This window comes from Streptosporangium sp. NPDC000509, from assembly GCF_042898365.1.
Classification (GTDB): Bacteria; Actinomycetota; Actinomycetes; order Streptosporangiales; family Streptosporangiaceae; genus Streptosporangium.
In genome coordinates this window covers 216,462-243,369 of sequence record NZ_JBIAYX010000015.1, presented here as the reverse complement: position 1 = coordinate 243,369, position 26,908 = coordinate 216,462, and the positions used below count along the sequence as shown (strand labels likewise).

25 protein-coding genes and 1 pseudogene are annotated in these 26,908 nt (G+C 69.5%); 18 read left to right on the top strand and 8 right to left on the bottom strand.

Features of this window, described 5'->3' with window-relative positions; all coding sequences use genetic code 11:
* Positions 1 to 309 precede the first annotated feature (309 nt).
* The 4 genes and pseudogenes from ACFY3D_RS27220 to ACFY3D_RS27205 all read left to right on the top strand — a co-directional run bounded on the left by ACFY3D_RS27220 (position 310) and on the right by ACFY3D_RS27205 (position 2,744).
* On the top strand, positions 310 to 1,299 hold the full coding sequence (locus ACFY3D_RS27220) for an LLM class flavin-dependent oxidoreductase (RefSeq protein WP_389984137.1): 990 nt from the start codon (positions 310 to 312) through the stop codon (positions 1,297 to 1,299).
* A 31-nt stretch (positions 1,300 to 1,330) separates the two neighbouring features.
* Positions 1,331 to 1,798 carry an ABC transporter permease subunit gene (locus ACFY3D_RS27215; RefSeq protein ID WP_389984135.1) on the top strand — a complete coding sequence of 156 codons (468 nt, stop codon included), beginning with the start codon at positions 1,331 to 1,333 and terminating at the stop codon, positions 1,796 to 1,798.
* A 54-nt stretch (positions 1,799 to 1,852) separates the two neighbouring features.
* Positions 1,853 to 2,326 (top strand): annotated as a pseudogene (locus tag ACFY3D_RS27210) (ABC transporter substrate-binding protein); the annotation flags it as partial.
* Positions 2,327 to 2,534: 208 nt separating this feature from the next.
* Complete coding sequence (locus ACFY3D_RS27205; RefSeq protein WP_389984133.1) at positions 2,535 to 2,744, top strand: OsmC family protein; 210 nt, start codon at positions 2,535 to 2,537, stop codon at positions 2,742 to 2,744.
* A 10-nt stretch (positions 2,745 to 2,754) separates the two neighbouring features.
* Here ACFY3D_RS27205 and ppgK read toward each other — a convergent pair whose 3' ends face one another.
* Entirely contained in the window at positions 2,755 to 3,483 is a 729-nt protein-coding gene (gene ppgK / locus ACFY3D_RS27200) for a polyphosphate--glucose phosphotransferase (protein WP_389984130.1), read from the bottom strand.
* Between the two features lie 130 nt (positions 3,484 to 3,613).
* On the opposite strand from ppgK, the gene ACFY3D_RS27195 reads away from it, so the two are divergent.
* Entirely contained in the window at positions 3,614 to 4,129 is a 516-nt protein-coding gene (locus ACFY3D_RS27195) for a hypothetical protein (protein WP_389984127.1), read from the top strand.
* Positions 4,130 to 4,639: 510 nt separating this feature from the next.
* On the opposite strand, the gene ACFY3D_RS27190 is transcribed toward ACFY3D_RS27195, so the two are convergent.
* Entirely contained in the window at positions 4,640 to 5,620 is a 981-nt protein-coding gene (locus ACFY3D_RS27190; protein ID WP_362902182.1) for a LacI family DNA-binding transcriptional regulator, read from the bottom strand.
* Positions 5,621 to 5,703: 83 nt separating this feature from the next.
* The gene (locus ACFY3D_RS27185; RefSeq protein WP_389984124.1) at positions 5,704 to 7,341 is read right to left on the bottom strand and encodes an ABC-F family ATP-binding cassette domain-containing protein; all 1,638 of its coding nucleotides are present in this window, start codon (positions 7,339 to 7,341) and stop codon (positions 5,704 to 5,706) included.
* A 333-nt stretch (positions 7,342 to 7,674) separates the two neighbouring features.
* On the opposite strand from ACFY3D_RS27185, the gene ACFY3D_RS27180 reads away from it, so the two are divergent.
* Both ACFY3D_RS27180 and ACFY3D_RS27175 read left to right on the top strand, forming a co-directional pair.
* The gene (locus ACFY3D_RS27180) at positions 7,675 to 8,409 is read left to right on the top strand and encodes a hypothetical protein (RefSeq protein ID WP_350946058.1); all 735 of its coding nucleotides are present in this window, start codon (positions 7,675 to 7,677) and stop codon (positions 8,407 to 8,409) included.
* A gap of 165 nt (positions 8,410 to 8,574) precedes the next feature.
* Entirely contained in the window at positions 8,575 to 9,735 is a 1,161-nt protein-coding gene (locus ACFY3D_RS27175; RefSeq protein WP_389984121.1) for an acyl-CoA dehydrogenase family protein, read from the top strand.
* Positions 9,736 to 9,786: 51 nt separating this feature from the next.
* Here the strand turns inward: ACFY3D_RS27175 and ACFY3D_RS27170 are convergent, their stop codons facing one another.
* The 4 genes from ACFY3D_RS27170 to ACFY3D_RS27155 form a co-directional block, all read right to left on the bottom strand.
* Positions 9,787 to 10,827, bottom strand: coding sequence for a family 2 encapsulin nanocompartment cargo protein polyprenyl transferase (locus ACFY3D_RS27170; protein WP_389984118.1), 1,041 nt, complete (start codon positions 10,825 to 10,827; stop codon positions 9,787 to 9,789).
* Between the two features lie 57 nt (positions 10,828 to 10,884).
* Positions 10,885 to 12,318: a family 2B encapsulin nanocompartment shell protein gene (locus tag ACFY3D_RS27165; RefSeq protein WP_389984115.1), complete on the bottom strand. Its 1,434-nt coding sequence runs from the start codon at positions 12,316 to 12,318 to the stop codon at positions 10,885 to 10,887.
* A gap of 544 nt (positions 12,319 to 12,862) precedes the next feature.
* Positions 12,863 to 14,056, bottom strand: a complete 1,194-nt coding sequence (locus tag ACFY3D_RS27160; protein WP_389984112.1) for a glycosyltransferase family 4 protein — start codon at positions 14,054 to 14,056, stop codon at positions 12,863 to 12,865.
* Positions 14,053 to 14,847, bottom strand: a complete 795-nt coding sequence (locus ACFY3D_RS27155) for a sulfotransferase family protein (protein WP_389984109.1) — start codon at positions 14,845 to 14,847, stop codon at positions 14,053 to 14,055. Before ACFY3D_RS27155 ends, ACFY3D_RS27160 begins: the two co-directional genes overlap by 4 nt.
* A gap of 296 nt (positions 14,848 to 15,143) precedes the next feature.
* On the opposite strand from ACFY3D_RS27155, the gene ACFY3D_RS27150 reads away from it, so the two are divergent.
* Positions 15,144 to 15,617 (top strand): hypothetical protein, encoded by a 474-nt coding sequence (locus ACFY3D_RS27150; RefSeq protein WP_389984106.1) that lies wholly within the window; start codon positions 15,144 to 15,146, stop codon positions 15,615 to 15,617.
* Between the two features lie 217 nt (positions 15,618 to 15,834).
* A complete protein-coding gene (locus ACFY3D_RS27145) occupies positions 15,835 to 16,701 on the top strand; it encodes an NAD(+)/NADH kinase (RefSeq protein WP_350946051.1) in 867 nt (288 codons plus the stop codon).
* Positions 16,702 to 16,854: 153 nt separating this feature from the next.
* On the opposite strand, the gene ACFY3D_RS27140 is transcribed toward ACFY3D_RS27145, so the two are convergent.
* Positions 16,855 to 17,562, bottom strand: a complete 708-nt coding sequence (locus tag ACFY3D_RS27140) for a GntR family transcriptional regulator (RefSeq protein ID WP_350946050.1) — start codon at positions 17,560 to 17,562, stop codon at positions 16,855 to 16,857.
* Between the two features lie 202 nt (positions 17,563 to 17,764).
* Here ACFY3D_RS27140 and ACFY3D_RS27135 point away from each other — a divergent pair, with 202 nt between their 5' ends.
* The 9 genes from ACFY3D_RS27135 to ACFY3D_RS27095 all read left to right on the top strand — a co-directional run bounded on the left by ACFY3D_RS27135 (position 17,765) and on the right by ACFY3D_RS27095 (position 26,897).
* Positions 17,765 to 18,565 carry a transketolase gene (locus ACFY3D_RS27135; RefSeq protein ID WP_389984102.1) on the top strand — a complete coding sequence of 267 codons (801 nt, stop codon included), beginning with the start codon at positions 17,765 to 17,767 and terminating at the stop codon, positions 18,563 to 18,565.
* Positions 18,566 to 18,584: 19 nt separating this feature from the next.
* Positions 18,585 to 19,562, top strand: a complete 978-nt coding sequence (locus ACFY3D_RS27130) for a transketolase family protein (protein ID WP_389984099.1) — start codon at positions 18,585 to 18,587, stop codon at positions 19,560 to 19,562.
* Positions 19,563 to 19,575: 13 nt separating this feature from the next.
* A complete protein-coding gene (locus ACFY3D_RS27125) occupies positions 19,576 to 20,868 on the top strand; it encodes a Xaa-Pro peptidase family protein (protein WP_350946047.1) in 1,293 nt (430 codons plus the stop codon).
* A gap of 14 nt (positions 20,869 to 20,882) precedes the next feature.
* A complete protein-coding gene (locus ACFY3D_RS27120; RefSeq protein ID WP_389984096.1) occupies positions 20,883 to 21,761 on the top strand; it encodes an NAD(P)-dependent oxidoreductase in 879 nt (292 codons plus the stop codon).
* Between the two features lie 477 nt (positions 21,762 to 22,238).
* The gene (locus ACFY3D_RS27115; protein ID WP_389984093.1) at positions 22,239 to 23,435 is read left to right on the top strand and encodes an ABC transporter substrate-binding protein; all 1,197 of its coding nucleotides are present in this window, start codon (positions 22,239 to 22,241) and stop codon (positions 23,433 to 23,435) included.
* 78 nt (positions 23,436 to 23,513) lie between these two features.
* Positions 23,514 to 24,410 carry a branched-chain amino acid ABC transporter permease gene (locus ACFY3D_RS27110; protein ID WP_389984089.1) on the top strand — a complete coding sequence of 299 codons (897 nt, stop codon included), beginning with the start codon at positions 23,514 to 23,516 and terminating at the stop codon, positions 24,408 to 24,410.
* A complete protein-coding gene (locus ACFY3D_RS27105; protein WP_362902209.1) occupies positions 24,407 to 25,414 on the top strand; it encodes a branched-chain amino acid ABC transporter permease in 1,008 nt (335 codons plus the stop codon). Before ACFY3D_RS27110 ends, ACFY3D_RS27105 begins: the two co-directional genes overlap by 4 nt.
* On the top strand, positions 25,411 to 26,184 hold the full coding sequence (locus ACFY3D_RS27100; RefSeq protein WP_362902211.1) for an ABC transporter ATP-binding protein: 774 nt from the start codon (positions 25,411 to 25,413) through the stop codon (positions 26,182 to 26,184). Before ACFY3D_RS27105 ends, ACFY3D_RS27100 begins: the two co-directional genes overlap by 4 nt.
* Positions 26,181 to 26,897 carry an ABC transporter ATP-binding protein gene (locus ACFY3D_RS27095; RefSeq protein WP_389777034.1) on the top strand — a complete coding sequence of 239 codons (717 nt, stop codon included), beginning with the start codon at positions 26,181 to 26,183 and terminating at the stop codon, positions 26,895 to 26,897. The genes ACFY3D_RS27100 and ACFY3D_RS27095 overlap by 4 nt, the downstream gene beginning before the upstream one ends.
* Positions 26,898 to 26,908 lie beyond the last annotated feature (11 nt).

The following is a 26,908-nucleotide window of genomic DNA, read 5'->3' as shown; positions in this document are numbered from 1 at the left end:
CGACCCGGACCGGGTGCTCCACGACATCCACCCGGCACCGAACCCGGGCGGCCTGCCGGCGGTCATCGAGACGGACGCGCCGCGCGCTTCCTGCCCGACGACACCGGCCTGAAGACACGCCGTCCCGAGGCGGCTGCACAGGCGGGCCCACCGCGCTCACCGAGGCCGAGACAGGCGATCACCACGCGCCGCCCGCCCTGGGGGCCAGAGCCGGCCTGCGGCGTTGAAATAACCGCGGCATCGGCACCGTTGCACAGCACTCAGGGGGGTGCACGCTCCTTTCTCCCCGTGACGAAAGGCTTGCTCTCCATGGCTCTTCCACTCTCCATCCTTGATCTGGCGCACATCGGCGAGGGAGAGACGGCCGCCGACAGCCTGCGGGCCACCGTGACCCTGGCCCGGCGCGCGGAGGAGCTGGGCTACCGGCGGATCTGGTACGCGGAGCACCACAACATGCCCAGCATCGCGTCCTCGGCGACCGGCGTGCTCATCGCCCATGTGGCCGCGCACACCCGGACGATCCGCCTCGGAGCCGGCGGCGTCATGCTTCCCAACCATTCCCCGCTGACCATCGCCGAGCAGTACGGAACCCTCGAAACCCTGCATCCGGGGCGCATCGACCTCGGTCTCGGCCGGGCGCCGGGCAGTGACCAGCAGACCGCACGAGCCCTGCGTCGCGACCCGATGTCCGCGGACGACTTCCCGCAGGACGTCCTGGAACTGCAGGGGTACCTGACCGGCGAGTCCAGAATCCCCGGTGTCGACGCGACGCCGGGCAAGGGCACCGACGTGCCGCTGTACATCCTCGGCTCCTCCCTGTTCGGAGCCCGGCTCGCCGCCGCACTCGGGCTGCCGTACGCCTTCGCCTCCCACTTCGCGCCGACCGCGCTCCAGGACGCCGTCTCGCTCTACCGGCGCGAGTTCAAGCCGTCCCGGCAGCTGGACCGCCCGTACATCATCGCCGGCGTCAACGTCCTCGCGGCCGACACCACGGCCGAGGCCCAGGAGCAGTTCCTGGCCATGAAGCGGAGCCGGGTCGGCCTGCTGCTCGGCCGGGGCCGGAAGTTCACGCCGGAGGAGGCGGACAGCATCCTCGCCTCCCCCGCGGGGCGGCAGATCCTCCAGATGACCACCTACTCCGCCATCGGGACCCCGGCCGAGGTGACCGACTACCTCGACCGCTTCGCCGAACACGCCCAGGCCGACGAGCTGATCACCGTCTCCGCCACCCCCGACCGGACGGCCTGGCTGCGCTCCTTCGAACTCCTCGCGGAAGCCCACGGTCTCCTCACCACCTGAGCGAGCCACTCCCCCGCCGGGCCTGGCGGCGGTGCGGTCCCGTTCACCGCCAAGCTCCCCCCTGCTCATCCTCTGGATCGGCATCGGCGAGGAGACCAAGGTGCTCCTCGTGATCCTGGCCACCGCGATCCCGGTCTACTTCAACACCTTCGGCGGCATCAGGAACGTCGACCGGCGCCTGGTCGAGGCGGGCAAGGTGTACGGCCTCACCGCGTACCGACTCTCCACCCGGGTGCTGCTTCGCGGCGCCCTGCCTTCGGTGTTCATCGGCATCCGGTACGCCCTCGGCATCACGTGGGCCGTGCTCGTGCTCACCGAAAGCCTCAACGCGGTAACCGGCATCGGGTTCCTTTTGACGAACGCCCGCCAGTACGGCCAGGGCGAGATCGTCATCCTCTGCGTCGTCCTGTACGCGGTGCTGGGACTCGTGACCGACGCGCTGGTCGCGCTGCTCGAACGCAGGATCTTCCGCTGGCGGCAGGCCCACAGCGGCGTTTAGCACCACATCGGACGCTCCCCGGTCCGCTGGTTCAAGAAAGTAAGAAAACCCCTGATGAACACCTCCCTCCGCGTCCACGGCCGGCATCGCCTGCTCGGCGGCCTCACCCTTGTGGCGGCACTCGCGCTGAGCGCCTGCGGCGGCGGCACCGAACCCTCGGCCACCGCGACGGAGACAGCGCAGGCGGCGAACGGCGAGCCGGTCGTCGCCCGGGTCGGGCACTTCGGCGGCACGAGCCTGTGGACGCTGGCGGAGGACAGCAACGCGGTCGCCGACACGCTCAAGAGCGTCGGCGGATCTGTCGAGTGGAACGGTCCGCTCGCGCCGGTCGAGGCATCCGAGGCGGCCAAGGCCGGCCGGATCGATTTCACGTCGAACTCCGTCGCCACCTTCTTCAACGAGGCCGACACCGCGTCGCCGCTCGTGGCCTTCGCCCTCAGCCTCAACAACGGCAACAACCAGGGCATCGTCGTGCGAAACGATGCCGGCGTCTCGACCGTCGCCGATCTCAAGGGCAAGAAGGTCGCCGTGAGCACCCGCGGTTCGACCGGCGCATACGTGCTGCTCGCCGCGCTGGAGTCGGCCGGCGACGTTCACGATCGACAACGGCAAGCTGCTGGAGAACCCGGCGCATCCGGGCACGGCGGAGTACTTCCTGGCGAGCCTCGCCGGGTGCGCGCTGAACATCATCGCGGCACGCTCGGTGGAGTAGGAGCTGCCGTATCCGCGGTTGGAGGTGACCGGCTCGTACCTCGTCGACGAGAACGACAGCACCCGTTTCGAACGGATCGAGCTCCACTTCAGGTTCGCGGACGTCACGGAGGAACAGGGCCTGCGGTACGTCGACGACTTCAGCGCGCGCTGCCCGATCTACAACACGCTGGTACGTGGTGGCGCGCCGATCGACGTCCACATCCGGGCCGACGGGGCGGCTACACCGGGGTGAGACGGCGTCTTCACACGGCCGCCATGGCCGCGCCCACAATACCTGCCTCGTTCTGCAGCGCCGCGGGGACGATCGGGGTGCGCAGCTTGATCAGGGGCAGGAATCTGTCCGCCTTCTTGCTGACCCCTCCTCCGATGATGAACAGCGAAGGAGAGAACAGCGCCTCGACGTGCTCCAGATACTCCTGCACCCTCTCGGCCCACTCGGCCCAGTCGAGGTCGTGCGCCTCGCGCGCGTGGTCGGAGGCGCGCTTCTCGGCCTCCTTGCCCCTGATCTCCAGATGCCCGAGCTCGGTGTTGGGCACCAGGCGGCCGTCGATGAGCAGGGCGCTGCCGATCCCCGTGCCGAAGGTCAGCATCATCACCACCCCCGGCCTGCCCCTCGCGGCCCCCGCCGCCACCTCGGCCAGACCGGCCGCGTCCGCGTCGTTGAGCACGGTGACGGGCAACCTCGTCACCCGGGAGAACAGCTTCCGCGCGTCCGTGCCGATCCAGTCCTTGTCCACGTTGGCGGCCGACCTGGCGACCCCGTCGAGCACGATCCCGGGGAAGGTGACCCCCACCGGCCCGTCCCAGGCGAAGTGCTTGACGATCTCCGCCACCACCTCGGCCACCGCCTCGGGCTTGGCGGGGCTCGGCGTGGGCACGCGCAGCCTCTCCCGCGTCAGCCGCCCTCTCGCGACGTCCACCGGCGCACCCTTGATCCCCGACCCGCCGATGTCTATTCCCAGCGCTTCCATGCACTTACCTCCTGTTGACTCCACATTCCCTCTTATAAGTGGCTGATACTCGTTTGCAGTGAGCGGTCAACCCGGTTGAAAGCGGTCCATCACACACTGTGGTCACAACAGCCGGAAAGGAATCCCTCCCATGACGATCAGCCGCCTTCTCACCGGACTCGCCCTCGCCACCGCACTCGTCTCCATCGCCCCGGCGACCGCACAGGCGGCGACCGCCCCGACGCGGAGCGGCCCGGCGGCCGCCGACGCGACGGCGGAGCAGGGCGCCGGCCCGTGGGGCACCTACTACGCCCCCGGCAGGAGGGCCAAGGCGCACGGCTCGATCACCGTCTACGGTGAGGACCACGCCGACATCCCCGCCGCCGAGAGAGGCAAGATCTCCGGTAAGGTCTACGACCTGACCAGGGACTCCTCCTGCGGCTGGGCGGTCTTCCGTCTCACCTACCGCACCCCCGACGGCAAGAACCTGCCGTTCAAGCACCGCAGCGTCGTCGACTGCTCCTACGGCACCCCGAAGTCGTTCTCGTTCACCCAGCACGACCTCTACCAGGTCGAGCTCAAGGTCTGCTCCGAGCGCAAGGCTTCCAAGCCCTCCCTGAACTGCCTGTACGCGGGCAGCTGGAAGATCCTCTACGTCTCGAAGTGAGCGCCGGGCGGGGTCTCCCCGCCCGGCACGGCCACCGGGCCGCGGGCCGCAACCTCGGCGGGAGAACCAACTCGCCGAGGCGGCGGCCCGGCGCCTGCGGCGCACCACGATGCCGAGGGCGGCGGCCGGCACGACCGGCTCGGCCGCCGGTTCCATCCGGGCAGCCGGTTGTCGTCGGGCTCGATGGAGAGACCCGAGCCCGCCGCGGGAAAGCGCGGGCGACGAGGATCCGCCGGGCGCCCCTCAGGAAGAACGGGGATGTTCTGACACCTTTTCACGACATATGTTCGTAATAAATAAACACAGGCTCGGAATATAATGATGTCCAACCGCTAGATCGTCCGTGGTGTGATCTGAAACGGGTCCTGCGGCGCGGCGTCGTCGCCCGAGCACCAAGGATGCCCCGCCCCGGAGCTCCGGCGGGCCGACCTGCGAGAGGACCGGGGATCGAAGGACGTCGGCCGCCTCACCGGGCGCGGGGCGACGCCCCCGCCTCGCGATCGGCGCCCCTCAGCGTTTGACCGGGCCGGTCGAGGCCCTGACCACCAGTTCGGGCTCGAAGAGCAGCTCGTCGGCCGGGACGAGGGCCTTGTCGATCTGGGCCGCGAGCAGGTCGACGACCGCGCGGCCCATCGCGTCGATCGGCTGGCGCAGCGTCGTCAGCGGCGGGTCGGTGCAGTTCATCAGCGCGGAGTCGTCGTAGCCGATCACCGAGACGTCGTCGGGCACGGAGAGCCCGGCCCTGCGGGCCGCCCTGATCGCGCCCAGGGCCATCACGTCGCTCGCGCAGATGACGCCGGTCACGCCCTTTCGCATCAGCCGGGCGGCCGCCGCGTGCCCCCCTTCCAGGGAGAACATGGTGTGCTCCACGAACTCGGGGTCGAGGTCGGCCGCGTCCAGCTTGCGCCGCGAGGGCACGTGGTCGGGAGGGCCGAGCACCATGCCGATCCGCTCGTGGCCCAGCGAGCGCAGGTGGCCGAGCGCCATCTCGGCGGCGGCCACGTCGTCGCAGGAGACCTGCGGGAAGGCGAGGTGCGCGACCGCGGCGTTCACCAGCACGGTCGGCAGGCGTCGCTCCCGCAGCAGCTCGTAGTGGTCGTGGGGGGCGTCGGCCTGGGCGAACAGGCCTCCGGCGAAGACGACCCCCGACACCTGCTGCTGGAGCAGCAGATCGACGTACTCCGCCTCGGAGACGCCGCCCAGGGTCCGGGTGCACAGCACGGAGGTGAAGCCCTGCTGGGCCAGCGCGCCCCCGACCACCTCGGCGAAGGCGGGGAAGATGGGGTTCTGCAGCTCGGGGAGGACGAGCCCGACCAGCCGCGCCCTGTCACCTCGCAGCTGGGTCGGCCGCTCGTAGCCGAGCACGTCGAGCGCCGTGAGGACGGCCTCACGGGTCGCCTCGGACACGCCGGGCTTCCCGTTGAGCACGCGACTGACCGTCGCCTCGCTCATCCCGACCTTCTTGGCCACTTCTGCAAGCCGTCGCGTCATGATGAAACTATAAGGCAAAAGAAGCAATTACTTGCAGAGACTTGCGAAAGTTACGTCATCAGTCAGGTCCCGCGGCGTCTCGGTCACCTTTCGGCGATCCGGCCCTCGTCGACGTGGATCCGCCGGGTGGTGTGCACCGCCTCCAGCATCCGGCGGTCGTGGGTGACCAGCAGCAGCGTACCGGGATAGGAGGCGAGCGCGGACTCCAGCTGCTCGATCGCGGCCAGGTCCAGGTGGTTGGTCGGCTCGTCCAGCACGAGCAGGTTCACCCCGCGCGCCTGGAGCAGCGCGAGCGCGGCCCGGGTCCGCTCCCCCGGCGAGAGGGTGGCGGCCGGGCGCGGCACGTGCGCGGCGCGCAGGCCGAACTTGGCGAGCAGCGTGCGGACGTCACCGGGGACCATGTCGGGCACGGCCGCGCCGAAGGCGTCCACCAGGGGTTCGTGACCGAGGAAGAGCCCGCGCGCCTGGTCCACCTCCCCGACGACCACGCCGGGACCGAGCGAGGCGTTGCCCTCCTCCAGCGGGAGCCGGCCCAGAAGCGCCGCGAGCAGGGTGGACTTCCCCGAGCCGTTCGCGCCGGTGATCGCCACCCGCTCCGCCCAGCCGACCTCCAGGTTCACCGGGCCGAGGGTGAACGTGCCGCGCCGGACCACGGCGTCGCGCAGCGTCGCGACGACGGCGCCCGACCTCGGCGCCACCGCGATCTCCATGCGCAGCTCCCACTCCTTGCGGGGCTCCTCCACCTCTTCCAGCCGCTCGATCATCCGCTCGGTCTGGCGGGCCTTCGCCGCCTGCTTCTCCGTCGTCTCGGTACGGAGGTTGCGGCCGATCTTGTCGTTGTCGGGCGCCTTTCGCCGCGCGTTCTTGACGCCCTTCTCCATCCAGGCGCGCTGCATCCCCGCGCGCTGCTTGAGGGAGGCGACGGTGCCCGCGTACTCCTCGTACTCCTCGCGGGCGTGCCGACGGGCGACCTCGCGCTCGGCGAGGTATGCCTCGTAGCCACCGCCGTGCACCCTGACCAGCTGCTGGGCGAGGTCGAGCTCGACGACCCTGTTCACGGTCCTGGCCAGGAACTCGCGGTCGTGGCTGACCAGGACGGTCCCGGCGCGCAGCCCGGTGACGAAGCGTTCGAGCCGCTCCAGCCCCTCCAGGTCGAGGTCGTTGGTGGGTTCGTCCAGCAGGAAGACGTCGTATCGGCTGAGCAGCAGGGAGGCCATGCCCGCCCGCGCGGCCTGGCCGCCGGAGAGCGCCGTCATCGGCCGGTCGAGCTCCACGGCGAGGCCGAGTTCGGCGACGACCTCGGCGGCCCGGTCCTCCAGGTCGGCGCCGCCCAGGGCGAGCCAGCGCTCCAGACCGGTGGCGTAGTCGTCGTCGGCGCCCGGGGCGCCCTCCACAAGCCCCTGGGTCGCGGCGTCCAGCGCGCGCTGCGCGGCGGCCACCCCGGTACGGCGGGCCAGGAACTCCGCGATCGTCTCGCCCGCGCGGCGCTCACGCTCCTGGGGCAGGTAGCCGACCGACGCCGAGGGCGGGCTGAGCCGCACGGAGCCGTGCTCGGCGGGCAGCAGCCCCGCGAGGATCCGCAGCAGGGTTGACTTGCCCGCGCCGTTCACCCCGACCAGGCCGACGATGTCACCGGGGGCGACCACCAGGTCGAGCCCGGTGAAAAGCGCGCGGTCGCCGTGTCCGGCGGCCAGGTCCTTGGCGACGATGGTGGCACTCATACGCAAACGCTATCCGTCCGGCGACACCGCGACACCACAACCTAATTGTCCGTTATGTCCGGTTAATGACATCGAACCCGCCCGCAACCCCTCCGCCCCACAAGAGGAATTCCGACAAATGAGACATAACAGACTTGCTTCAAATAAATTTTCGGGACCCGGCGTCCGACGCCTGACCTGGCCGTTCCCGCCTAGAAACGTTACCTTACGGAGACTTAAACCTCCTTTTTTGAAGATTTTTGGCAACATCACCCGCTTCTGTGTCGTCTTATGGATGCGGGAACGGTCAACCCTGGCCGTCTCCTGAAACGGGGAGAAAAGGAAAGCGTCTTGATGAAACGAATCGCCATCGGCCTGCTGTCGACCGCGGTGGGCAGCTCTCTGCTCCTGTCCGCGGGAACGGCCTCCGCGGAGCGAGTCGCTCTCAGTGTGCGCATCGACAACATCGACCCGAACCCGGTCGTCGTGAAGGGAGACGACGACACGAGGGTCTCCATCGAGGTCCGTACCACCGAGGCCACCCGCGTCGAGCTTCGCCTCAGGCCGGTCTCCGACCAGGCCCGCACCATGGCCGCCCAGGAGCCCAGGCTCCTGCACAAGGGCGACCTGTGGCGCTTCACGACCAGCTTCGACGAGAGCGACTTCGAGGGCCGCTGGGTCGCGATCGCCGACGCGTACGACAAGGACGGCAAGAAGGTGACCGACGAGGTCAACTTCTCCGTCGTGCACGAGAAGGCCGAGAAGGCCGAGACCCGCGTCTACCGGTTCTCCGCGAACCCCGAGCGCGTCCGCAAGGGCCGCTCGGTCTACTTCACCGGCAGTCTCCAGGTCGACGACAGGCGCTGGAAGGGCGTACGCGGTGAGGAGGTGGAGATCTACTTCCGCAAGCGCGGCTCCAGCGCCTGGAAGTACGTGACCTCCGCCGACACGAACTGGCAGGGTAAGTTCCGCGCCAAGGCCCGCGCGACCAAGAGCGGCGACTACCGCGCGATCTTCGACGGCACCGACAAGCTCGAGGAGAGCCGCAGCCGGACCGACGGGGTGCGTGTTTACACCCGCCGCTGGTAGTCCCGCCTGAGGCCGCGTCGCGGCCGGGTGACGCCTGACGGCGACCGACGTGAAGGCCCGGGGATCCCCCGGGCCTTCATCGTCTCCGGCGTGTTCCGCTTGATGCCCCGGCTTTCGGGCATTCGGCCAACAGAGGGACACGACTACCGGAGGGGAGCCGCGCCGATGACGACCGGTGATTTCTACGACTACTTCGACCTGCTGGAGGAGCACGAGAAGGAGATCGTGCTCCGGGTGCGGGAGTTCATGGCGCGCGAGGTCGCGCCCATCGCGAACGAGTCGTGGACCAACTCCCGCTTTCCCCACGAACTGGTTCCCGGGTTCGCCAAGCTTGACATCGCGGGCCTGTCCTATCGGGGAGCGCGGAGCCTGCTGACCGGCTTCGTGGTCCTGGAGATGAACCGGGTGGATCCGTCGATGGGCACGTTCTTCGGCGTCCACAACGGCCTCGCGATGGGCAGCGTCGACCGGCTGGGCTCGGAGGAGCAGCGGGAGCGGTGGCTGGCGCCGATGGCGGCGATGGAGAAGATCGGCGCGTTCGCGCTGACGGAACCCGAGGGGGGTTCCGACGTCGCGGCCGGACTGCGCACGACGGCCCGCCGCGAGGGCGACATGTGGGTGCTCAACGGGGCCAAGCGCTGGATCGGCAACGCGACCTTCGCCGACCTGATCGTGGTGTGGGCGAAGGACGAAACCGACGGCGCCGACGGCGCAGTCAAGGGATTCGTGGTCGAGAAGGGTACGCCCGGCTTCGCCGCGACGAAGATCGAGAACAAGACAGCCCTGCGGACGGTCCAGAACGCCGACATCACCCTCACCAACTGCTTGGTGCCGGAGATCAACCGGCTGCAGAAGGCCAACGGTTTCCGCGACACCGGCGCCATCCTGCGGCAGACCCGGGGAGGCGTGGCGTGGCAGGCGGTGGGGTGCATGATGGGCGCCTACGAGCTGGCGCTGGAGTACGCCGGGACGCGCGAGCAGTTCGGGCGGCCGATCGCGGGGTTCCAGCTCGTGCAGGACCTGCTCGTGCGGATGCTGGGCAACATCACCTGCTCACTGGGCATGGTGGTGCGGCTGGCGCAACTCCAGGACGCGGGCGTCTACAAAGACGAGCACTCGGCGATGGCCAAGGCCTTCTGCACGGCGCGGATGCGCGAGGCCGTGGGGTGGGCGAGGGAGATCCTGGGCGGTAACGGCATCGACCTCGACTACGACGTCGGCCGGTTCGTCGCCGACTCCGAGGCGATCTACTCCTACGAGGGGACGCGGGAGATCAACACCCTGATCGTGGGACGGGCGATCACCGGCATCGGCGCCTTCGTCTGAGGGCTCCGCCGAGGAGACGAACGCGGAGGCGCCCGCCCGCCTCCGCACCGTCTAGTGGTCGCGGCGGGTGACGAGACGAGCGAGGGTGGCCAGCTCCGCGGCGGGGCGGGGCGGCGCACCCACGGCCTCCAGGTGACGCAGTGCCCGCGCGAGCAGCTCGTCGGCCTCCACCCGCGTCCAGTCGCGCCCGCCCGCGGCCTCGACGAGCGTGGCCGCGTGGACCAGCTCGTCGTCGGAGAGCGGCTGCTCCCGGTGGTAGAGCCCGGCCAGCTCCCGTCCGGCCGGGGTGCCCGAGGTGAGGGCCGCGACGACCGGGACGGACTTCTTGCGGCTGCGCAGATCCGAGTGGACGGGCTTGCCGGTCGTCGCGGGATCTCCCCAGATGCCGAGCAGGTCGTCGACGAGCTGGAACGCGAGCCCCAGGTCCCTGCCGAAGGCGACGAGGTGCTCGACCTGCTGGGGAGTGCCACCGCCGAACAGCGCGCCGAGCCCGCACGCGCACCCCAGCAGGGCCCCGGTCTTACCGGTCGCCATGCTCAGGCAGTCGGCCGGCCCGACATCCCGGCGATCCTCGAAGGCGACGTCCGCGCTCTGGCCGTCCAGGAGCTCCTGCACGGCGGTGCTGAATATCCGGGTCGCCTCGGCGGTCGCCGGGTGCCCTCCGGTCGCGAGCACGTCGAAGGCGAGCGTCAGCAGCGCGTCACCGGCCAGGATCGCCGGGCTGACGCCGAAGACGGCCCAGGCCGTGGGGCGGTGGCGGCGGGTCCGGTCACCGTCCATCACGTCGTCGTGCAGCAGGGAGAAGTCGTGCACCAGCTCGACGGCCGCCGCCGGTCGAAGGGCCGAGACGGCGGTCCCCCCGACGGCTTCGGCCGAGAGCAGGGCGAGCGCGGGACGGAGCGCCTTGCCCCCGCCGATCGTGGACGGCCTGCCCTGCTCGTCCCACCAGCCGAACTGGTATCCGGCGATTCGCCGCATCGAGGCGGGGAGCGTGTCGGCCGCCGGGCGCAGGGTCGCCTCGACCATGTCCCGGCTCCAGGCGAGCACCTCACTCGCGGACCGCCCGTTCGTCGACATCTCGATGGTCGTCATCCTTGCTCTCCCTCGCTCAGCGGCCGGTCCGAAGGTGGTGGGTCGCCCGGCCCGTCCTCAGTGGCCGATCTCGACGTCTTCCAGGATGCCGAGCGCGTCGGGCACCAGGACGGCGGCGGAGTAGTAGGCGCTGACCAGGTAGGAGATGATCGCCTTCTCGCTGATGCCCATGAAGCGAACCGACAGGCTCGGCTGGTATTCGTCCGGGATGCCGGTCTGGTGCAGGCCGATGACCCCCTGGTTGTCCTCGCCGACGCGCATCGCCAGGATCGAGGTGGTGCGGGTGGAGGTGATGGGGATCTTGCTGCAGGAGAAGATGGGGACGCCGCGCCAGGCGGGCACCCCGCTGCCGCCGACGTCGACGCCCTGCGGGTAGAGTCCGCGCGCGTTGCACTCGCGGCCGAAGGCGGCGATGGCGTGCGGGTGGGCGAGGAAGAAGCTCGTGCTCCTGCGACGGCTGAGCAGCTCGTCGAGGTCGTCGGGGGTGGGCGGGCCGCTGCGGGTGTGGATCCGCTGCTTGAGGTCGGCGTTGTGCAGCAGCCCGAACTCGCGGTTGTTGATCAGCTCGTGTTCTTGGCGCTCGCGCAGCACCTCGATCGTGAGCCGGAGCTGCTGCTCGATCTGGTCCATCGGGTCGTTGTAGAGGTCGGCCACCCGGGTGTGCACCCGCAGGACCGTCTGCGCGACGCTCAGCTGGTATTCGCGCGGGGTGAGCTCGTAGTCGACGAACGTGCCCGGCAGGTCGGCCTCTCCCGCGTGCCCGGCGGCCACCTCGACGGCCGCCTCGCCGTATTTGTTCTGCGGCCCGCGCTCGGCCGTCTCCCGCTGCCGCAGGTGGGCCTGGAGCGGCTCGGCCTGCCCTGCCAGCTCAAGGAACGCGTGCCGGGGCAGGACCATCGCCGTGCCGCTGGTGACCGCCTTGGCGGTGAACGGCCACTCGCCCTCGTCACCCACGAGCGCGTCGTCACCGAAGTGGTCGCCCGCGGCGAGCACGGTCAGCACGATCTCGTCGCCGTACGGACCCGTGCCGAGCTTGTTGACCTTGCCGTGCGCGATGAGCACGACCTCGTCGGCCGGCTGTCCCGCCTCCACGAGCACGTCGCCGGCCTGGAACTCGCGCTGGACGAACCTGCCCGCCAGCGCGTCGAGGACGTCGGAGTCGTCGAATCCGCGCAGCAGGGGCAGCTCGCACAGCTCGGCCGGGATGACCGCCACCTGCGACCCCGAGTTGGTGAAGCTCACCCGCCCGTCACCGATCGTGTAGCTCAGCCGCCGGTTGACGCGGTAGGTGCCGCCCGAGACCTGCGTCCAGGGGAGCATCCGCAGCAGCCACCGTGAGGTGATCTCCTGCATCTGGGGAGTCGACTTGGTCGTCGTCGCCAGGTTACGCGCGGCGTCCGTACTCAAGCTCAGCTGCGACCGGCCAGCCTCGAACTCCGTCACAACACACCACCGATCCGTACTCGTATCTGACAGGGGAGAAAAAGACATGAAACAGCCAGGGGGGAACGTCAATTACCCGCGACAGAAACGGCAGAATCGTTGACCCCCCGATGCGCGGAGCCGGATACGGACCGCCATCGTGGACGCCTCAATATTGGGAGGTCCTTAAATAACCTGTCAAGCATTGACTACGATCCGGCCGGCAATTAAAAAAGTCGCCATCGCCAAATGCCCGAAAAACATTGAATGTCTTGTTCATCGCGGCACCGCACGCATACGACGGGCTCCGCGGGCCGGGGTGTCCGTCATGACAGACACGGCATCACGCATCCTCGGCGACCGGCGCCGCGACGCGGAAACCCCTCGCGCGAAACGGGCCCAGGTCACGTCCTCGCGACCTGGGCGCGCCCCGGACAGGCCGGCGGCCGATCCCGGACGCTCCCCGGTCGTCCCGGACACGCCCATATCCCGGGCGCCCGGACACACCCGCGGCCTCGCACGAAAACGCGACGGCACAGCGACGAAAAATGTGAAATATGAACCAGAGCGACATTTCCCTTAAAAGCGGAAAGTCGGGCAAAGCAGGTAAGTATTACCGTTCCGGCGCGCGGTCCAGAAGCTCGGCGAACAGGTTCTCCCAGAGCGGCATGACCACCTCGGGCGTGTAGTCGCGCGCGGTGACGATCGCGGCGGCCCCGATCCGCTCCCGCAACTCCCGGTCCTCGATGAGCCGGACCATCGCCGCCGCCAGCGCGTCGACGTCCTTGGGCGGGACGAGCAGCCCGTCGACGCCGGGAGTGAGCACGTCGGCCGGGCCGGTCGGGCAGTCGAAGGCGACCACGGGCAGCGCCTGGGCCATCGCCTCGATCATCACCATCGGCAACCCCTCGAACCGCGAGCTGAGCACGTAGAAGGACGCCTTGGCCAGCTCCTCGTCGAGGTGCTCGGTCCGTCCCATCAAGGTGACGTTGTCCCCCAGCGCGTGCTCCTTCAGGAGCTCGCGCAGCCTGTCCTTCTTCGGGCCGGTGCCGTAGATGCGCAGCCGCCAGTCCGGGTGGCGGTCGACGACCTGCCGGAACGCGGGGATCAGCAGGTCGAACCCCTTCTGCCCGACGAGCCGCCCGGCCGCGACCGCGAGCCTCCCCTCCCGCTCGGCGGGCGGCTGCCGCACCGGGCCGACCGCGTTGGGTATCCGCACGACGGGGGTGTCGGGCAGAAGCTCCTGGTATTCCTTCCTGTCGGTCCCGGTGAGCACGGCCACCGCGTCCAGGCCGCCGTAGTGGCGGGCGATCGCCGACCGGACCGCCGCGGGGTGGGTGGCCAGGTTCATGTGTTCCTGGGCGACCCTGACGACGCTCACGGGAGTACGCCGGGCGGAGATGAGGTTCAGCGCGGGACGGGTGGTGACCAGGATGCCGTCCCGGAGCGCGGAGACGTACTCGATGACGGCCCGCTCCACGCGCTCGGTGAAGTAGGAGGCCGCGAACTCCCCCGCGGGCACGATCTTGCCGCGGATCCGCCGCCAGGCCTTGCGTCCCACCGAGTCGACCGGCCTGGCCTCCCGCTGGTCCGACAGCGCCAGGAGACGGACGCGCTCGTCGATCGGGAACTGCGGGCTCTCCCTGCGGCGCACCACGCTGACGATCTCGACCTCGTGTCCGGCCGCGGCCATCGCGTTCGCCTGGTTGATCACCGTGCGGATCGTTCCACCCATGCCGTACGCGTGCAGGAGCATGTAGCGGATCTTCATCGCACCGGGAGATCCGGGCGCCCCCGGGGCCGTCACGCGGGCTCCGCGGCGCGCGGCAGGTATCCCCAGCTCTCGCACATCGGCCTGAGCGGCTCGGGGATCTCCTCCGTCGTCGGCAGCTCGCGCGCGGGCTGCACGCTCCCGGAGCGGATCTTGTCCTTCCAGTCGCCCAGCCCCTTCTCCAGCACGGACTGCTCCCCGTACGTCAGCATCTCCGGCTCCCAGGGAACGCCGAGAAAGTCGCAGAGGCGGCGCCCCTCGGTCTCGGGGTCGGCGGTCAGGTCCTCGTAGCGCACGGTGCACCCGCTGAGCGCCCCCCGGGCCCGCTGCACGGCCTTCATGTAGCGAAGGGCGTCGAGCGCCGCCTCCTCGGGCGTCCTCTTGCCCGCGCCGGCCTCGTACCACGAACTCGCGATGGACGCCGGGTGGCGCAGCAGGAAGACGAACCGGGCGTCCGGCCAGCACGCGGCGATGCGCCGGTACGCGAAGGCGTTGGCCGGAGTCTTGTCCACGACGAACGTCTTGCCGCTCTTGACCAGCTCGCGGTGCAGCACGCGGTCCCACAGCAGGTGTTCCAGGTCGGCCCGGTCGTGCCCGAGTGCCCCCATCGCCTTCTCCGCCAGCGAGGTGCCGAACTCCACCCGCAGCCTTCGGACGTGCAGCTCGTGCGGGGCGTGCAGCATGGAGTGGGCGTTGAGCAGGACCCTCAGGAGCGTGGAACCGGACCGCACCGGCGAGAGGATGAAGATCGGGGCGATCAGCAGCCGGTCGATCTTCGGGTCCGAGGGCGGCCTGAACGATTCCTCCGCCGCCGCGGGTGTCCTCACCGCTACCGGTGGACCAACTTTTCCTACTCGGTTAAGCTGGAATCCGGTGAGCCTGACAAGTGCGTTGTTTGCCTTGCGCTGCCAGTCCATGCCCACGGAGGGTAGCCACCTTTCCTGGCATTTAACTGTGTGTTGCCTCAAGACCACCTCTTTGCGCACGGCCCAAAGCCGGTGATTCACGCTCTCCACCCGGGGTAGGGACACGTTCCCACAGCTCAAAGGGCATGCAGCCGACAGCGACCGAGCTCCGGCACACCGCCCCGAGCACCGCCGCCGCCCCGCGAGGAGGAGATCGGGTGACCCACGACGTACGGCCGGAGACGGCCTCCTCCCGAACCTCGCCCGACGCCTCGTCCCGCGTCGATGCCGCAACCGAGGCCGACAGCAGTGCCGACACCGGGGCCGATATCGAGGTCGACGACGTGACCGCCGAGGCCCTGGGCAAGCTCTCCGAGGCCTTGGAGACGACCGAGAGGGCTCGCGGGCACCTCTACTCCTTCCACCAGCTGACCGGCCACGCCGACCTGCAACTCGACGAGGCCGTGGAACTGCTGCGCGCCGCGGGCCACCCCGAGATGGCCGACATGGTGACCCGCGAGCTGATCGGCCTGGACGTCATCCCCGACAGGTGGACCTTCCAGATCGTGGAGGAGTACGAGGACGGCTACCACGCCGCCTTCACCGGCGTGGAAAGGCGGATCAGGGAGCGGCTCGCCGGCGGGCGCCGCCACCTCCACGAGGCGCGGATGAAGAAAAGGCGCCAGGGCTGAGGCTCTCCACCTCCGCCACGCCCGAAAGCCCCTACGCCTGGAAGCCCGTTCCTCGCCGCCGGACCCTTACCTGTGCCCGGCGCTCGCACCTGTGCCCGCACTCACCGCGGGGCCTGCCGCCCAAGGGCTCGCCCGCTCCTCGCCGCCGTACCCCGATCTCGCGGACCGCGGGATTCGGCGTACGGATCCGATGGCGGCTCCCCGTACAGTGTGAGGCATGGGGATGGTCAAGACCGTGGGACTGGTTCTGCACCCGCAGCGCGATTCGAAGGTGGCCATCGACACGATCGTGGAGTGGGCCCGCGCCCGCGACGTCACGGTGCTCGGGCTGCCCGACGAGGTCGGGCGCATCGACTGCAGCGCCGTCGCGGTCGACGCCCCCACCCTGGTCGACCGCGCCGACCTGCTCGTCAGCCTCGGCGGCGACGGCACGATGCTGCGCACCATGCGGCTCGCCTCGGAGCGCAAGCTCCCCGTCCTGGGCGTCAACCTCGGCAAGCTGGGCTTCCTCGCGGAGATCGACGTCGACGAGCTGCCTCCCGCGCTGTCGGCCATCGACAACCACGACTACAGCGTCGAGCCGCGCATGGCGGTGCGGGCGACCCTGCCCGACGGCACGACGATGACCGCGTTCAACGACATCGCCCTGGTGCGGATACCGGGTGACGGGCTGTCGGCGGTGTCGATCACCGTGGAGGGCCATCCCTTCGTGCGCTACGCGGCCGACGCGGTGATCGTGGCCACCCCCACCGGGTCGACCGCCTACAGCTTCTCCGCGGGCGGTCCCATCGTGTCGCCGACGGTCGAGGGGTTCCTGGTGGTTCCCGCCGCCGCGCACTCGTCGTTCAACCGGGCCCTCGTGCTGTCGGCCGACGAGCGGGTGGTGCTCGACCTGCTGCCGACGAGCGGACGACTCGCCGTGGAGGTGGACGGCGCGGTGGCCGCGCACCTGACACCCGGGGACGCGCTCGGTATCACCGCGATCCGCGCCGCCGCCTGGGTGGTCAGGCTCGGCCCCAAGAGCTTCTACGACCGCGCCCGCCGCAAGCTCCGCGTCAACGGCAGCGCCGAGGTCGATCAGTAGCCGGATCTCGTCGTGGCGGAGCCGACACCTCAGGTGGCGACCGTCCTGTCACACGGACCTCACCCGTGCCGGCCCGAGGGCTGGATCACCCTCCGCCGTCCTCCCCGGCACGAGCCCCTCAAGGCATGCGGCCCGCGATGTTTTCTCGCGACGCTAACGGCGGCTGCGCTCGATGTGCTGGAGCATCACCTCGTGGTGGTGACGGATCGCGGCGCGGGTGGCGGTGTCGTCACCGGCGGTCATCCCGTCCAGGATGGGCTTGTGAATGGCCATCTGAGCGTCGGCGCTGTCCGGTAACAGCCAGTCGGGGATCAGGTCCCTGTTGACCCAGTCGTCGTACTCGTAAGAGATGATCGCGGTGTGGACCGCCTCGTAGATCGAGGTCAGGAACGGGTTGCCGGAGGTCCGGACGACCGCCGCGTGGAAGACCGTGTCGGCGGCGATCCACGCCGACGTGCCATGGGCCATGCTCTCCTTGAGGCGTTGCAGCGCCGACCTCACCTCGGCGAGGTCGGTTTCGGGGTTTCGCAGCCCTTCGGTCGCGCCCAGCGTCTCCAGCCAGAGCCTCAGGTCGACCAGGCGTGACAGAGACTGCCTGTCGAGGTCGAGCATCAGGTTGACGGAGGCGGCCAGGCCCGACTCCGGGCGACGCATCACGTACGCCCCCGAGCCCTGCTTGATCTCGACAAGCCCCATGAGCGACAACGTGCGCAAGGCCTGGCTGACGATCGGCCGACTGGCGCCGAACATCTCCGCGAGGTGGCGTTCCGACGGCAGGCGCGCACCTTCGGCGATGTCCTGGGTGATGATGAGCTGTCGAATCTGCTCGGCGACGTCGTCTGCGAGCCGGCTGGTCGACACGGTTCGGACGGCCCCGAACTCCACAACCTTGCGTGGGCGTGAACCGTTTTCGTGGTCCGCCAGCGCCATGGATTCCTCCAGTTTGACCAAGACGAGGGAGAGCGTACGCCCGCCACGGAACCGCCAGGAAGAGGGCTTGACACGGCATAAGCTCTGTGGTTGTACTAAAGCGGCATAGCCACTTTACCACTAGAGAGCAGACATGGACCAAAAAACCGAGTCACTCGCCGCGTTGGCCGACCGCATCCGGCTTCACGCCGTGCGGATGGTGGCGACGCATGGGCTTGGCTATCTGGGACAGGCGCTGTCGTCGGCCGAGATCCTGGCGACCGTCTACGGCAGGGTGTACCGACCCGAGGTGGACCGCATCGTGATCTCACCGGGCCACTATGTGATCGGAGCGTTCGCGGCGGCGGCCGAGTGCGGTCTGCTCGATCCGGCCGCGCTCGCGACCTACGGTCACGACGGCTCGCGTTTGGAAGCGATCGGCACGGAACGCTCCCCCTCGATCGACCTCACCTGCGGATCGCTGGGTCAGGGCCTGTCCGCCGCGGTCGGCTTCGCGCTCTCCGACCGGCTGCTGGGCCGCACCGACGCCAGGACCGTGGTGCTCGTCAGTGACGGCGAGTTGGAGGAGGGCCAGGTCTGGGAGGCGGCGATGTTCGCCGCCCACCACGGGCTCGGCGGCATCATCGCGCTCGTCGACGCGAACAACTCCCAGGTGGACGGCCCGGTCGCGGAGATCACCACGATCGAGCCCGTCGCCGACAAGTGGCGCGCGTTCGGGTGGCACGTCCAGGACGTGGACGGCCACGACATCCAGGCGCTGGAGTCCGCGCTCGAGAAGGCCGTCCGGTCCGACCGCCCCGCGGTCGTCACCGCCAGGACCGCCACGACCACCGGCCTGGACTGTCTGCCCAGCACCATCGACGGACACTTCGTCAAGCTCCCCCCGAAGTTGGCCGAGCAGGCCGTCGCCGAACTGGAGGCCCGCCTTGCGTAGACCGCCGTACCCCACAGTCTTGAAACCGTACGGCAGGACACTGCTGGATCTGGCCCGCGTCGACGAGCGGATCGTCTGCCTGTCCGGAGACCTGACCCGTCAGTGCGAGATAGACCTGTTCCGCGACGAGCTGCCGGAACGTTTCATCAACGTCGGCATGGCCGAGGCCAACATGATCGGCATCGCCGGGGCGCTGGCCCGGGCCGGTCACGTGCCGTTCGTGCACACCTTCGGCGTCTTCGCCACCCGGCGCCCGTTCGACCAGATCGTCAACGCCGTCGCGTACCCGAACCTGCCGGTGCGCATCGTCGGCTTCATGCCGGGCATCTCCAGCCCCGGTGGCCCGAGCCACCAGGCCATCGAGGACGTGGCGCTGATGCGTGCGCTGCCCAATCTGACGGTGATCGACGCCGCCGACGCCACGGAGATCCAACAGGTCGTGCCCGCGATCCTCGACCATCCGGGCCCGGTCTACCTGCGCCTCAAGCGCGGTGAGATCCCGGTGATCTTCGAGGAGGGGTACGAGTTCTCGATGCACCGCGCCCAGCGGCTGCGGACGGGGGGCGACGCGGTGATCGTCGCCAACGGCATGATGCTTCCCGCCGCCATTGTCGCCACCGACATACTCGCCGCCACCGGGATCGACTGCGGCCTCGTGCACGCCCCCGTGGTCAAGCCACTGGACGCCGCCACGGTGGTGGACGCCGCGGCCGGGGTGCGCGCGGTCGTGACCGCGGAGAACCACACGATCGTCGGCGGCCTGGGATCGGCGGTCGCCGAGGCCTTGGCCGAGGCCGGGTCGGGCGCCAGGCTGCGCCGGGTCGGCCTGCGGGACACCTTCGCCGAGGGCGCTCTGACCGCCCATCACCTTTTCCAGACCTACGACCTCACCACCCAGTCGATCGTCGACGCGGTGTGGGGTGTGCTCAAACCGGGCGGCCCCGCGCCGGTCGCCCCGACAAGTCCCGCCGCCGTCGGCGAGTACTCACCAGTCTGATACGGGAGGCCCTGTGACCAATTTCTATGCTCCACCGGCGGAGACCGGCTCGATCGCCTCACTCGGCGCGACCATGGGTGTCGACTGGGAGGAACGAGTCAACTTCGACCGGCTCCGCAGGGAGCGCTTCGCCAAGGTGCAGAACGCGTTCGCCCACTCCGACCTGGGCGCGCTTGTTCTGTTCGACATGAACAACATCCGCTACACGACCGGCACCCACATCGGGAACTGGGCGCGCGACAAGCTTTTCCGGTGCGCGCTCGTGATGCGGGACCAGGAGCCGATCTTGTGGGACATCGGTTCGGCCGCACGCACGCACCAGCGGTTCGCGCCCTGGTTCGGCAAGGAGAGCTGGCAGGCGGGCCTGTCCAGCTGGCGTGGCTCGATTCCCGAGGAGGTGGGTGTCGAGCGGGGCAACGCGGCCAGGATCGCCCAACTGCTCCGCGACCACGGCCTGGCAGGTGAGCCGATCGGTGTCGACGTGGTCGAGTTGCCGGTGCTGCGCGCCCTGGAGGGCGCCGGTCTCACCGTCGTCGACGGACACTCGTTCATGCAGGACGTCCGCGCGGTCAAAACCCCCGACGAGATCGCCCTGCTGGACCATTCGGCCGGCCTGGTGGACGGGGCCTACGAGGAGCTGTTCCGCACCCTGCGGCCGGGCATCCGCGAGAACGACTGCGTGGCGCTGGTCAACCGTTATCTCTACGAGCACGGCTCGGAAGAGGTCGAGGCGGTCAACTCCATCTCCGGCGGCCGCTGCAGCCCGCATCCGCACGTGTTCTCCGACCGCCTGATCCGGCCCGGCGACACCGCATACTTCGACATCATCCACTCCTTCAACGGCTACCGGACCTGCTACTACCGGACGTTCAACGTCGGAGGGGCCGGCCTGGCCCAGGTGGAGGCGTACCGGCGGGCCCGGGAGTTCATGGACAACGCGATCGCCGAGATCCGTCCCGGCGCGACCTCGGCCGACGTGGTCCGGCACTTCCCGGCCGCTCAGGAGTTCGGGTACGCCAACGAGGAGGAGGCGTTCGGACTGCAGTACTGCCACGGGCTCGGCCTGTCCAACTGGGAGCGGCCGCTGATGAGCCGATACCACTCCTTCGAGCATCCGGTGACGTTGCAGGAGGGCATGGTCTTCGCGATCGAGACCTACTGGCCGACGCCGGACGGCAGCGCCGCCGCGCGCATCGAGGAGGAGGTCGTGGTGACCGCGGACGGCTGTCAGCTGCTCACCCGTTTCCCGGCCGACCAGCTGTACGTGACGGGCATCCGGTATACGCGGGGCGCCGACCTACTGTGAGCGGAGAAGAGAAGATGACAGAGATCGGCTGGATCGGCGCTGGACGGATGGGCGCGGCGATGGCCGGCCGCCTGCTGGACGCCCGCCTCCCGGTGCGGGTCTGGAACCGTACGCGGGCCAAGGCGGAGGCGCTGGTGCCGCGCGGCGCGACGGTCGCCGACGAGGTGTCCGACCTGGGCGGCTGTGACGTCGTGTTCATCATGGTCTCGACCTCGGACGACCTGCGCGAGGTGTTGCGCCGCCTCTACGAGGGAACAGCCCTGCCGGGCACGGTGGTCGACTGCTCGACCGTCTCTGCGGAGGCGTCGGCCGAGGCGCGCGCCGAGTCGGCCGCGCGCGGCGTGCGTTTCGTGGCCTCCCCGGTGAGCGGAAACCCGCATGTGGTCGCCGCCGGGGACGCGCGCCTGGTGGCGTCGGGCGACCGGGAGAGCTTCGACCTGGTCCGGCCGTTGCTGGAGACGATCGGCCAGAGCGCGGTCTACGCCGGTCCGGGAGAGGTGAGCCGGCTGGTCAAGGTCTGCCACAACCTCTACCTGGGGATGATGGTCGAATCCCTGGTCGAGGTGGTGACGCTGGCCGAGAAGGGCGGTGTGGACAGGGCCGCGTTCCTGGAGTTCCTCGGCGGCACCGTGCTCGGCTCCGAGTGGGTCCGTCACCGCACCCCCGACCTGCTGGAACGGGACTGGCGTCCGACCTTCACGACCGCGCTGCTGCGCAAGGACTTCGATCTCGGCCTCGGCGCCGCCCGGACCCACGAGGTGCCGATGCCGGTGGCGAGCCTGGTGCACCAGATCATCCAGGCCGCGATCGGGCAGGGCCACCGCGACGACGACTTCCTGTCCATGTACGACGTGCAGGCGGCCAACGCCGGTCTGCGACACGACTCCACATGAGCGCTGTATGAGCGGCGTGATTCCGGTGGACGTGTCAACCGGAATGTTCGTCGCGGGCGAGCGAGGCAGGCCGGGTCGGCCGATCACGTCCCGGTGACCGGCCCGGCGACGGCCGAGGTCATCGCCGAAATCGCCGGCGGGAACGGTCGAGGACCTGCTCGCGGCGGTCGGCGCGGCGCCCCCGGCGGGTGGCGCCCTGGCCGGTGTCGAGGCGTTATTCGAACCTGAATACGTGACCGTCGACCGGTAGCTACGGCTTGGTAACGAGCCGTTCGCGACCTTGACACCATGGGCGGATCGTCCGTTTAAATTGGCTAAGCCACATGGCCACTAGGGCACTTCGAAGCGACATAATTACCCAAACCGGTATTTATCCGAAGATAAATAGGCACCAAAGTCAGGCATCGTTACGGGCGTGGCCACCGGCTCCGACCGTAGGAGGGAACCGGCCGTGCCACAGCACAGGGAGCTAACGACATGACACGCAAAGGGGCCGTATCGGGGATCGCCGCGCTCGCGTTCGCACTCGCCCTGACCGGTTGCGGCGGCAGCACCGTCGCGGGCGGCGAGAGTGCCGAGCCAACCGGCACGAGCGACTCGATCAAGATCGGGTTCATGGTGCCGAAGTCCGGCATCTACGCCTCGATCGGCACCGACCTCGATCGAGCGATGCAGATCTACCTCGACAAGAACAACGGCGAACTGGGTGGCCGCAAGATCGACCTGGTCACGGTCGACGAGGGCAGCACGCCGCAGACCGGCACGGCCGCCGCCCGGCGGCTCGTGCAGCAGGAGCAGGTGAGCGTCGTCACCGGCATCGTCAACAGCGCCACGGCCGTCGGCGTGGCCACGGTCTTCTCCGACGCGAAGATCCCGGTCGTCTCCACCGGCCAGGTCGCCGACAACCCGTTCTGGTGGCGGGTCGGCTGGACCAATCCGATGATGAACACATCCATCGTGGACCACCTCGTGGCCCAGGCGAAGGACAAGCCGGCCTACCTGATCGGCGCGGACTACAAGCAGGGCCGCGACATCATCGACGACGTCAAGGCGGGCCTGGAGGCCAGCGGAGTCGAGGTCGTCGGCACCACGTTCACACCGTTCGGCACCACCCAGGACTACCAGCCGTACCTGTCGGAGATCAAGAAGAGCAAGGCCGGCACGGTGTACGCGTTCTACGCCGGCGCCGAGGCCACCAAGTTCGTGACCCAGTACGGCCAGTTCGGTCTCAAAGACCAGGCGACGCTCTACGGTAACCAGGCGCTGACCGAGGGCAACCTCGCCGCGCAGGGCTCGGCCGCCGCCGACGTGCTGACGAACTCGATCTACAGCCCGAGCATCGACACCCCGGTCAACAAGGAGTTCGTCGACGCGTACATGGCCAAGTTCAACGCGCAGCCGTCCGTCTACTCCGAGGCCCAGTACGCGTCGGCCGCGGTGCTGGACAAGGCGCTCGCGTCGATCGGCGACGGCGCGATCACTGGAGACGCCGTCAACGTGGCGCTGGGCAAGGTGGGTGACGTCGAAACGCCGCGCGGGACCTGGCGCTTCGACACCTTCCAGGCACCCAGCCAGACCATCTACCTGCGGCGGGCCACCGAGACCGACGGCGTCATGAGCGACGAGGTGATCGAGGTCCTGGGCGTCTACTCCAGCGACGGCAAGAAGTCCTGAAAACCCGCGGGCGGCGTGCCCCGACAGGACGCGCCGCCCGCCACAGGTATCGATGAAGCATCCAATGAAGGGAGGAACGTGTCCGTAGCGACGCAATGGTTCGACGCCAACCTCATCACGGTGATCAACGGGCTGGCGTACGGCCTACTGCTCTACACGCTGGCCGTCGGTCTGTCGCTCGTGTTCGGCATGCTCAACCTGTTGAACCTGGCGCACGGCACGCTTTTCCTCGCCGGCGCCTATGTCGCCGCCGTGGTCGTGGCACCGAGCGGCGCGTGGCTGTCGTGGGTGCTGGCGCTCAGCATCGCGCTGGCCGTCGGCGCACTGGCCGGGGTCGGGCTCACCACGATGACCCGGCTGCTGACCCGCCGCGGCCACATGGCGGAGGCACTGCTCACACTCGGCATCTCGCTGGCCGGGTCCAGCCTGTTGTTGTGGATCTTCGGCGCGGATGTGCGCTCGGTGCCGGCACCCGCCGGCCTGGACGGCAGCGTCACAATCCTCGGCAACCCCTACCCCGTCTACCGGCTGGTGCTGATCGGCTTCGGGCTGCTCATCGCCCTGCTGGCCGAGGTGATCCTGGAGCGCACGATGATGGGTGCCGTCGTGCGGGCAATCGTCGCCGACGCCGACATCGTCAGCACGCTCGGCATCGACACCCGGAAGATCCTTTACGGCGTGCTGGCCGTCGGCTCCGCACTCGCCGTGGTGGCCGGTGTCCTCGGCGGCCCGATGCTCGGCGCCGCGCCCGGGCTCGACAGCCACGTCCTGTTGATCGCCTTGGTCGTGGTGGTCATCGGCGGCATGGGATCGGCCCGCGGCGCGCTCATCGGCGGCCTGCTGATCGGTCAGGTGCAGACCCTCGGCACGGCCCTCGCGCCCGAGGTCGCCCCGTTTCTCATATTCGGCGCGATGGCGCTGGTCCTGGTCGTGCGGCCGCACGGCCTCCTTGGCCGAGCGGAGGCGACCACATGAACATCCTCGAACGTCCGGCCACGGGCGCGCTCGTCCCGCCGCTGCTCGTCCCGCCACTGCTCGTGCTGGCCGCCGCCGCGCCACCGTTCCTGCTCGGCCCCTACGCGGTGTCCACCCTCACCCAGATCCTGGCCTTCTCCCTCATGGTGATGAGCATCGTCCTGCTCATGGGCATCGCCGGAGTGCCGACCATCGGACAGGCCGGCTTCTTCGGCGTCGGCGGCTACGTGACCGCCCTGCTGGCCGGCCACCTGACCACCAGCGCACCCACACTGCTGGTGATCTCGGCGGCGGCCGGGGCGCTGGTCGCCGCCGCCACCGGCTGGCTGCTTGTCCGGGTAAGGGGCACGTACGTGCTGATGCTGACGCTGGCCATCGGCGAGTTGCTCGCCCTGGTGGCCATCGCGCGGGTCAGCCTCACCGGCGGCTCCGACGGCCTCGCGAACATTCCGGCGCTGACGCTGCTGCCCGGCGTCACGCTGCGGCACATCGCCGTCGTCTACTGGTACATCGCCGGAGCCGTGCTCCTCATGGCGGCCCTCATCGCGCTGCTGATCCGCTCGCCGTTCGGCCGGGCGCTACGCGGCGTGCGCGACAACGAACCGCGGATGCGCGCGCTCGGCTACAGCACCGCCCTCTACAAATACGCCGCGTTCACCGTCAGCGGCGCGTTCGCCGGCGTGGCCGGATCGTTGTGGGTGACCCAGACATTGTTCATCTCCCCGTCCGACATGAGCTTCCACACCTCGGCGCTGGCACTGCTCGCGCTGATCGTCGGCGGGTCGCAGAGCCTCTGGGGGGCGGTGGCCGGCTCCGCATTGATCATCGTCGCGCAGAACATGCTGCCGATCTCCATGCAGGGCCTCGGCCCCCTCGTACTCGGCGTGGTGCTCGTGGTGGTGGTCTACACGCTGCCGGACGGCTTCGCCGGGATCCGCAACCCGCTGCGCCGTCGCCCGCCCGCGGCCGTGACCGCCGAGCCGCTACGGAAGGAGCGGGTATGACCGCCGCACTACGGCTGGATGGCCTGACCCGGGCGTACGGCGCGCTGCGCGCGGTCGACGGCGTGACGCTGACGGTCCGCGCCGGGGCCCGGCACGCGCTGATCGGACCCAACGGCGCCGGGAAGTCCACGATGTTCAAGCTGCTCTCCGGCGAGGTCCGTCCGACCGACGGCCGGATCCGCTACTTCGACGACGACATCACCCGCTACTCCCAACCACGCCGGGTCCGGATGGGGATCGCCCAGACCTATCAGCACTCCAGCGTCTTCATGTCGCTCACAGTCGCCGAGAACGTCGCGCTCGCCGCCCAGCGGGTGCAGGGCATCGGCACCGTGTGGTGGCGCGGCTCCGCCCGATACGCGGACCGGGCCGCCGCCACCCGGGAATGTCTCACCGCGGTGGGCCTGGCCGAGCGGAGCGGTGACCTCGTGTCATCGTTGTCCCACGGCGAGCGCCGTCAGCTGGAGCTGGCCCTGGCGCTCGCCTCCAAGCCCCGCCTGCTGCTGCTCGACGAGCCCACGGCCGGCATGTCGGCGACCGAGTCGGACGCCTTCGTCCAGCTGGTCAAGACACTTCCCGACGACCTGACGGTGATCGTGGTCGAGCACGACCTCGACGTTGTGTTCAGCCTGGCGACCGACATCTCCGTACTGCACCACGGCAAGCTCCTGGCCACCGGCACACCGGCCGAGGTGTCGGCCGACCCTGCCGTCCAGGAGGCGTATCTGTCCTGGTCGGCGACCGACGACGACCTGAAGGAGATCCCGTGAGCCCGCTGCTGGAAGTGCGCGGTCTGCGCGCCGGATACGACGGGAGCGTGGTGCTGCAGGGCGTCGACGTGACCATCGACGAAGGCACCGTGCTCGCGGTGCTCGGCAGGAACGGGGTCGGCAAGTCGACCCTGGTCATGTCGGTGATCGGGCTCGTACGGGCGTACTCGGGCAGTGTCGTGTTCGCCGGGCGGGAGCTGACCCGCGAGCGGACCGACAGGATCGCCTCGACCGGCATCGCGCTGGTGCCCCAGGGACGGCGGGTGTTCAGCCCGCTGACGGTCGAGGAGAACCTGCGCATCGCCGTACGCCGCAACCGGCCGGGGCCCTGGACGCTGGATCGGCTCTACGAACTGCTGCCGCGGCTGCGGGAACGGCGGGGCAACCGCGGCGACCAACTCTCCGGCGGCGAGCAGCAGATGCTCGCGATCGGCCGGGCACTGCTGACCAACCCGCGCCTGCTGTTGCTCGACGAGCCGTCGGACGGACTCTCTCCGATGGTGGTGCGGCAGGTCGCCGACGTCGTCCGCGCGTTGCGCGAGGACGGCATCACCGTCCTGCTCGTCGAACAGAACGTGCGATTGGCACTCGAACTCGCCGACAACGTCGCGGTGATGGTCAAGGGTGAGATCGCCTGGCACACCGACCCCGCCGGCTTCCACGGCGACCGCGAACGCGTCCGCGCGCTGATGAGCGTGGCCGGTCCACAGTAGAGGGGATGAAC

Coding starts and splice junctions, on each gene's coding strand:
- ACFY3D_RS27220 (WP_389984137.1), top strand. CDS start 310: ATGGCTCTTCCACTCTCCATCCTTGATCTGGCGCACATCGGCGAGGGA.
- ppgK (WP_389984130.1), bottom strand. CDS start 3,483: ATGGAAGCGCTGGGAATAGACATCGGCGGGTCGGGGATCAAGGGTGCG.
- ACFY3D_RS27195 (WP_389984127.1), top strand. CDS start 3,614: ATGACGATCAGCCGCCTTCTCACCGGACTCGCCCTCGCCACCGCACTC.
- ACFY3D_RS27190 (WP_362902182.1), bottom strand. CDS start 5,620: ATGACGCGACGGCTTGCAGAAGTGGCCAAGAAGGTCGGGATGAGCGAG.
- ACFY3D_RS27185 (WP_389984124.1), bottom strand. CDS start 7,341: ATGAGTGCCACCATCGTCGCCAAGGACCTGGCCGCCGGACACGGCGAC.
- ACFY3D_RS27180 (WP_350946058.1), top strand. CDS start 7,675: ATGAAACGAATCGCCATCGGCCTGCTGTCGACCGCGGTGGGCAGCTCT.
- ACFY3D_RS27175 (WP_389984121.1), top strand. CDS start 8,575: ATGACGACCGGTGATTTCTACGACTACTTCGACCTGCTGGAGGAGCAC.
- ACFY3D_RS27170 (WP_389984118.1), bottom strand. CDS start 10,827: ATGACGACCATCGAGATGTCGACGAACGGGCGGTCCGCGAGTGAGGTG.
- ACFY3D_RS27165 (WP_389984115.1), bottom strand. CDS start 12,318: ATGTCTTTTTCTCCCCTGTCAGATACGAGTACGGATCGGTGGTGTGTT.
- ACFY3D_RS27145 (WP_350946051.1), top strand. CDS start 15,835: ATGGGGATGGTCAAGACCGTGGGACTGGTTCTGCACCCGCAGCGCGAT.
- ACFY3D_RS27135 (WP_389984102.1), top strand. CDS start 17,765: ATGGACCAAAAAACCGAGTCACTCGCCGCGTTGGCCGACCGCATCCGG.
- ACFY3D_RS27120 (WP_389984096.1), top strand. CDS start 20,883: ATGACAGAGATCGGCTGGATCGGCGCTGGACGGATGGGCGCGGCGATG.
- ACFY3D_RS27115 (WP_389984093.1), top strand. CDS start 22,239: ATGACACGCAAAGGGGCCGTATCGGGGATCGCCGCGCTCGCGTTCGCA.
- ACFY3D_RS27105 (WP_362902209.1), top strand. CDS start 24,407: ATGAACATCCTCGAACGTCCGGCCACGGGCGCGCTCGTCCCGCCGCTG.
- ACFY3D_RS27100 (WP_362902211.1), top strand. CDS start 25,411: ATGACCGCCGCACTACGGCTGGATGGCCTGACCCGGGCGTACGGCGCG.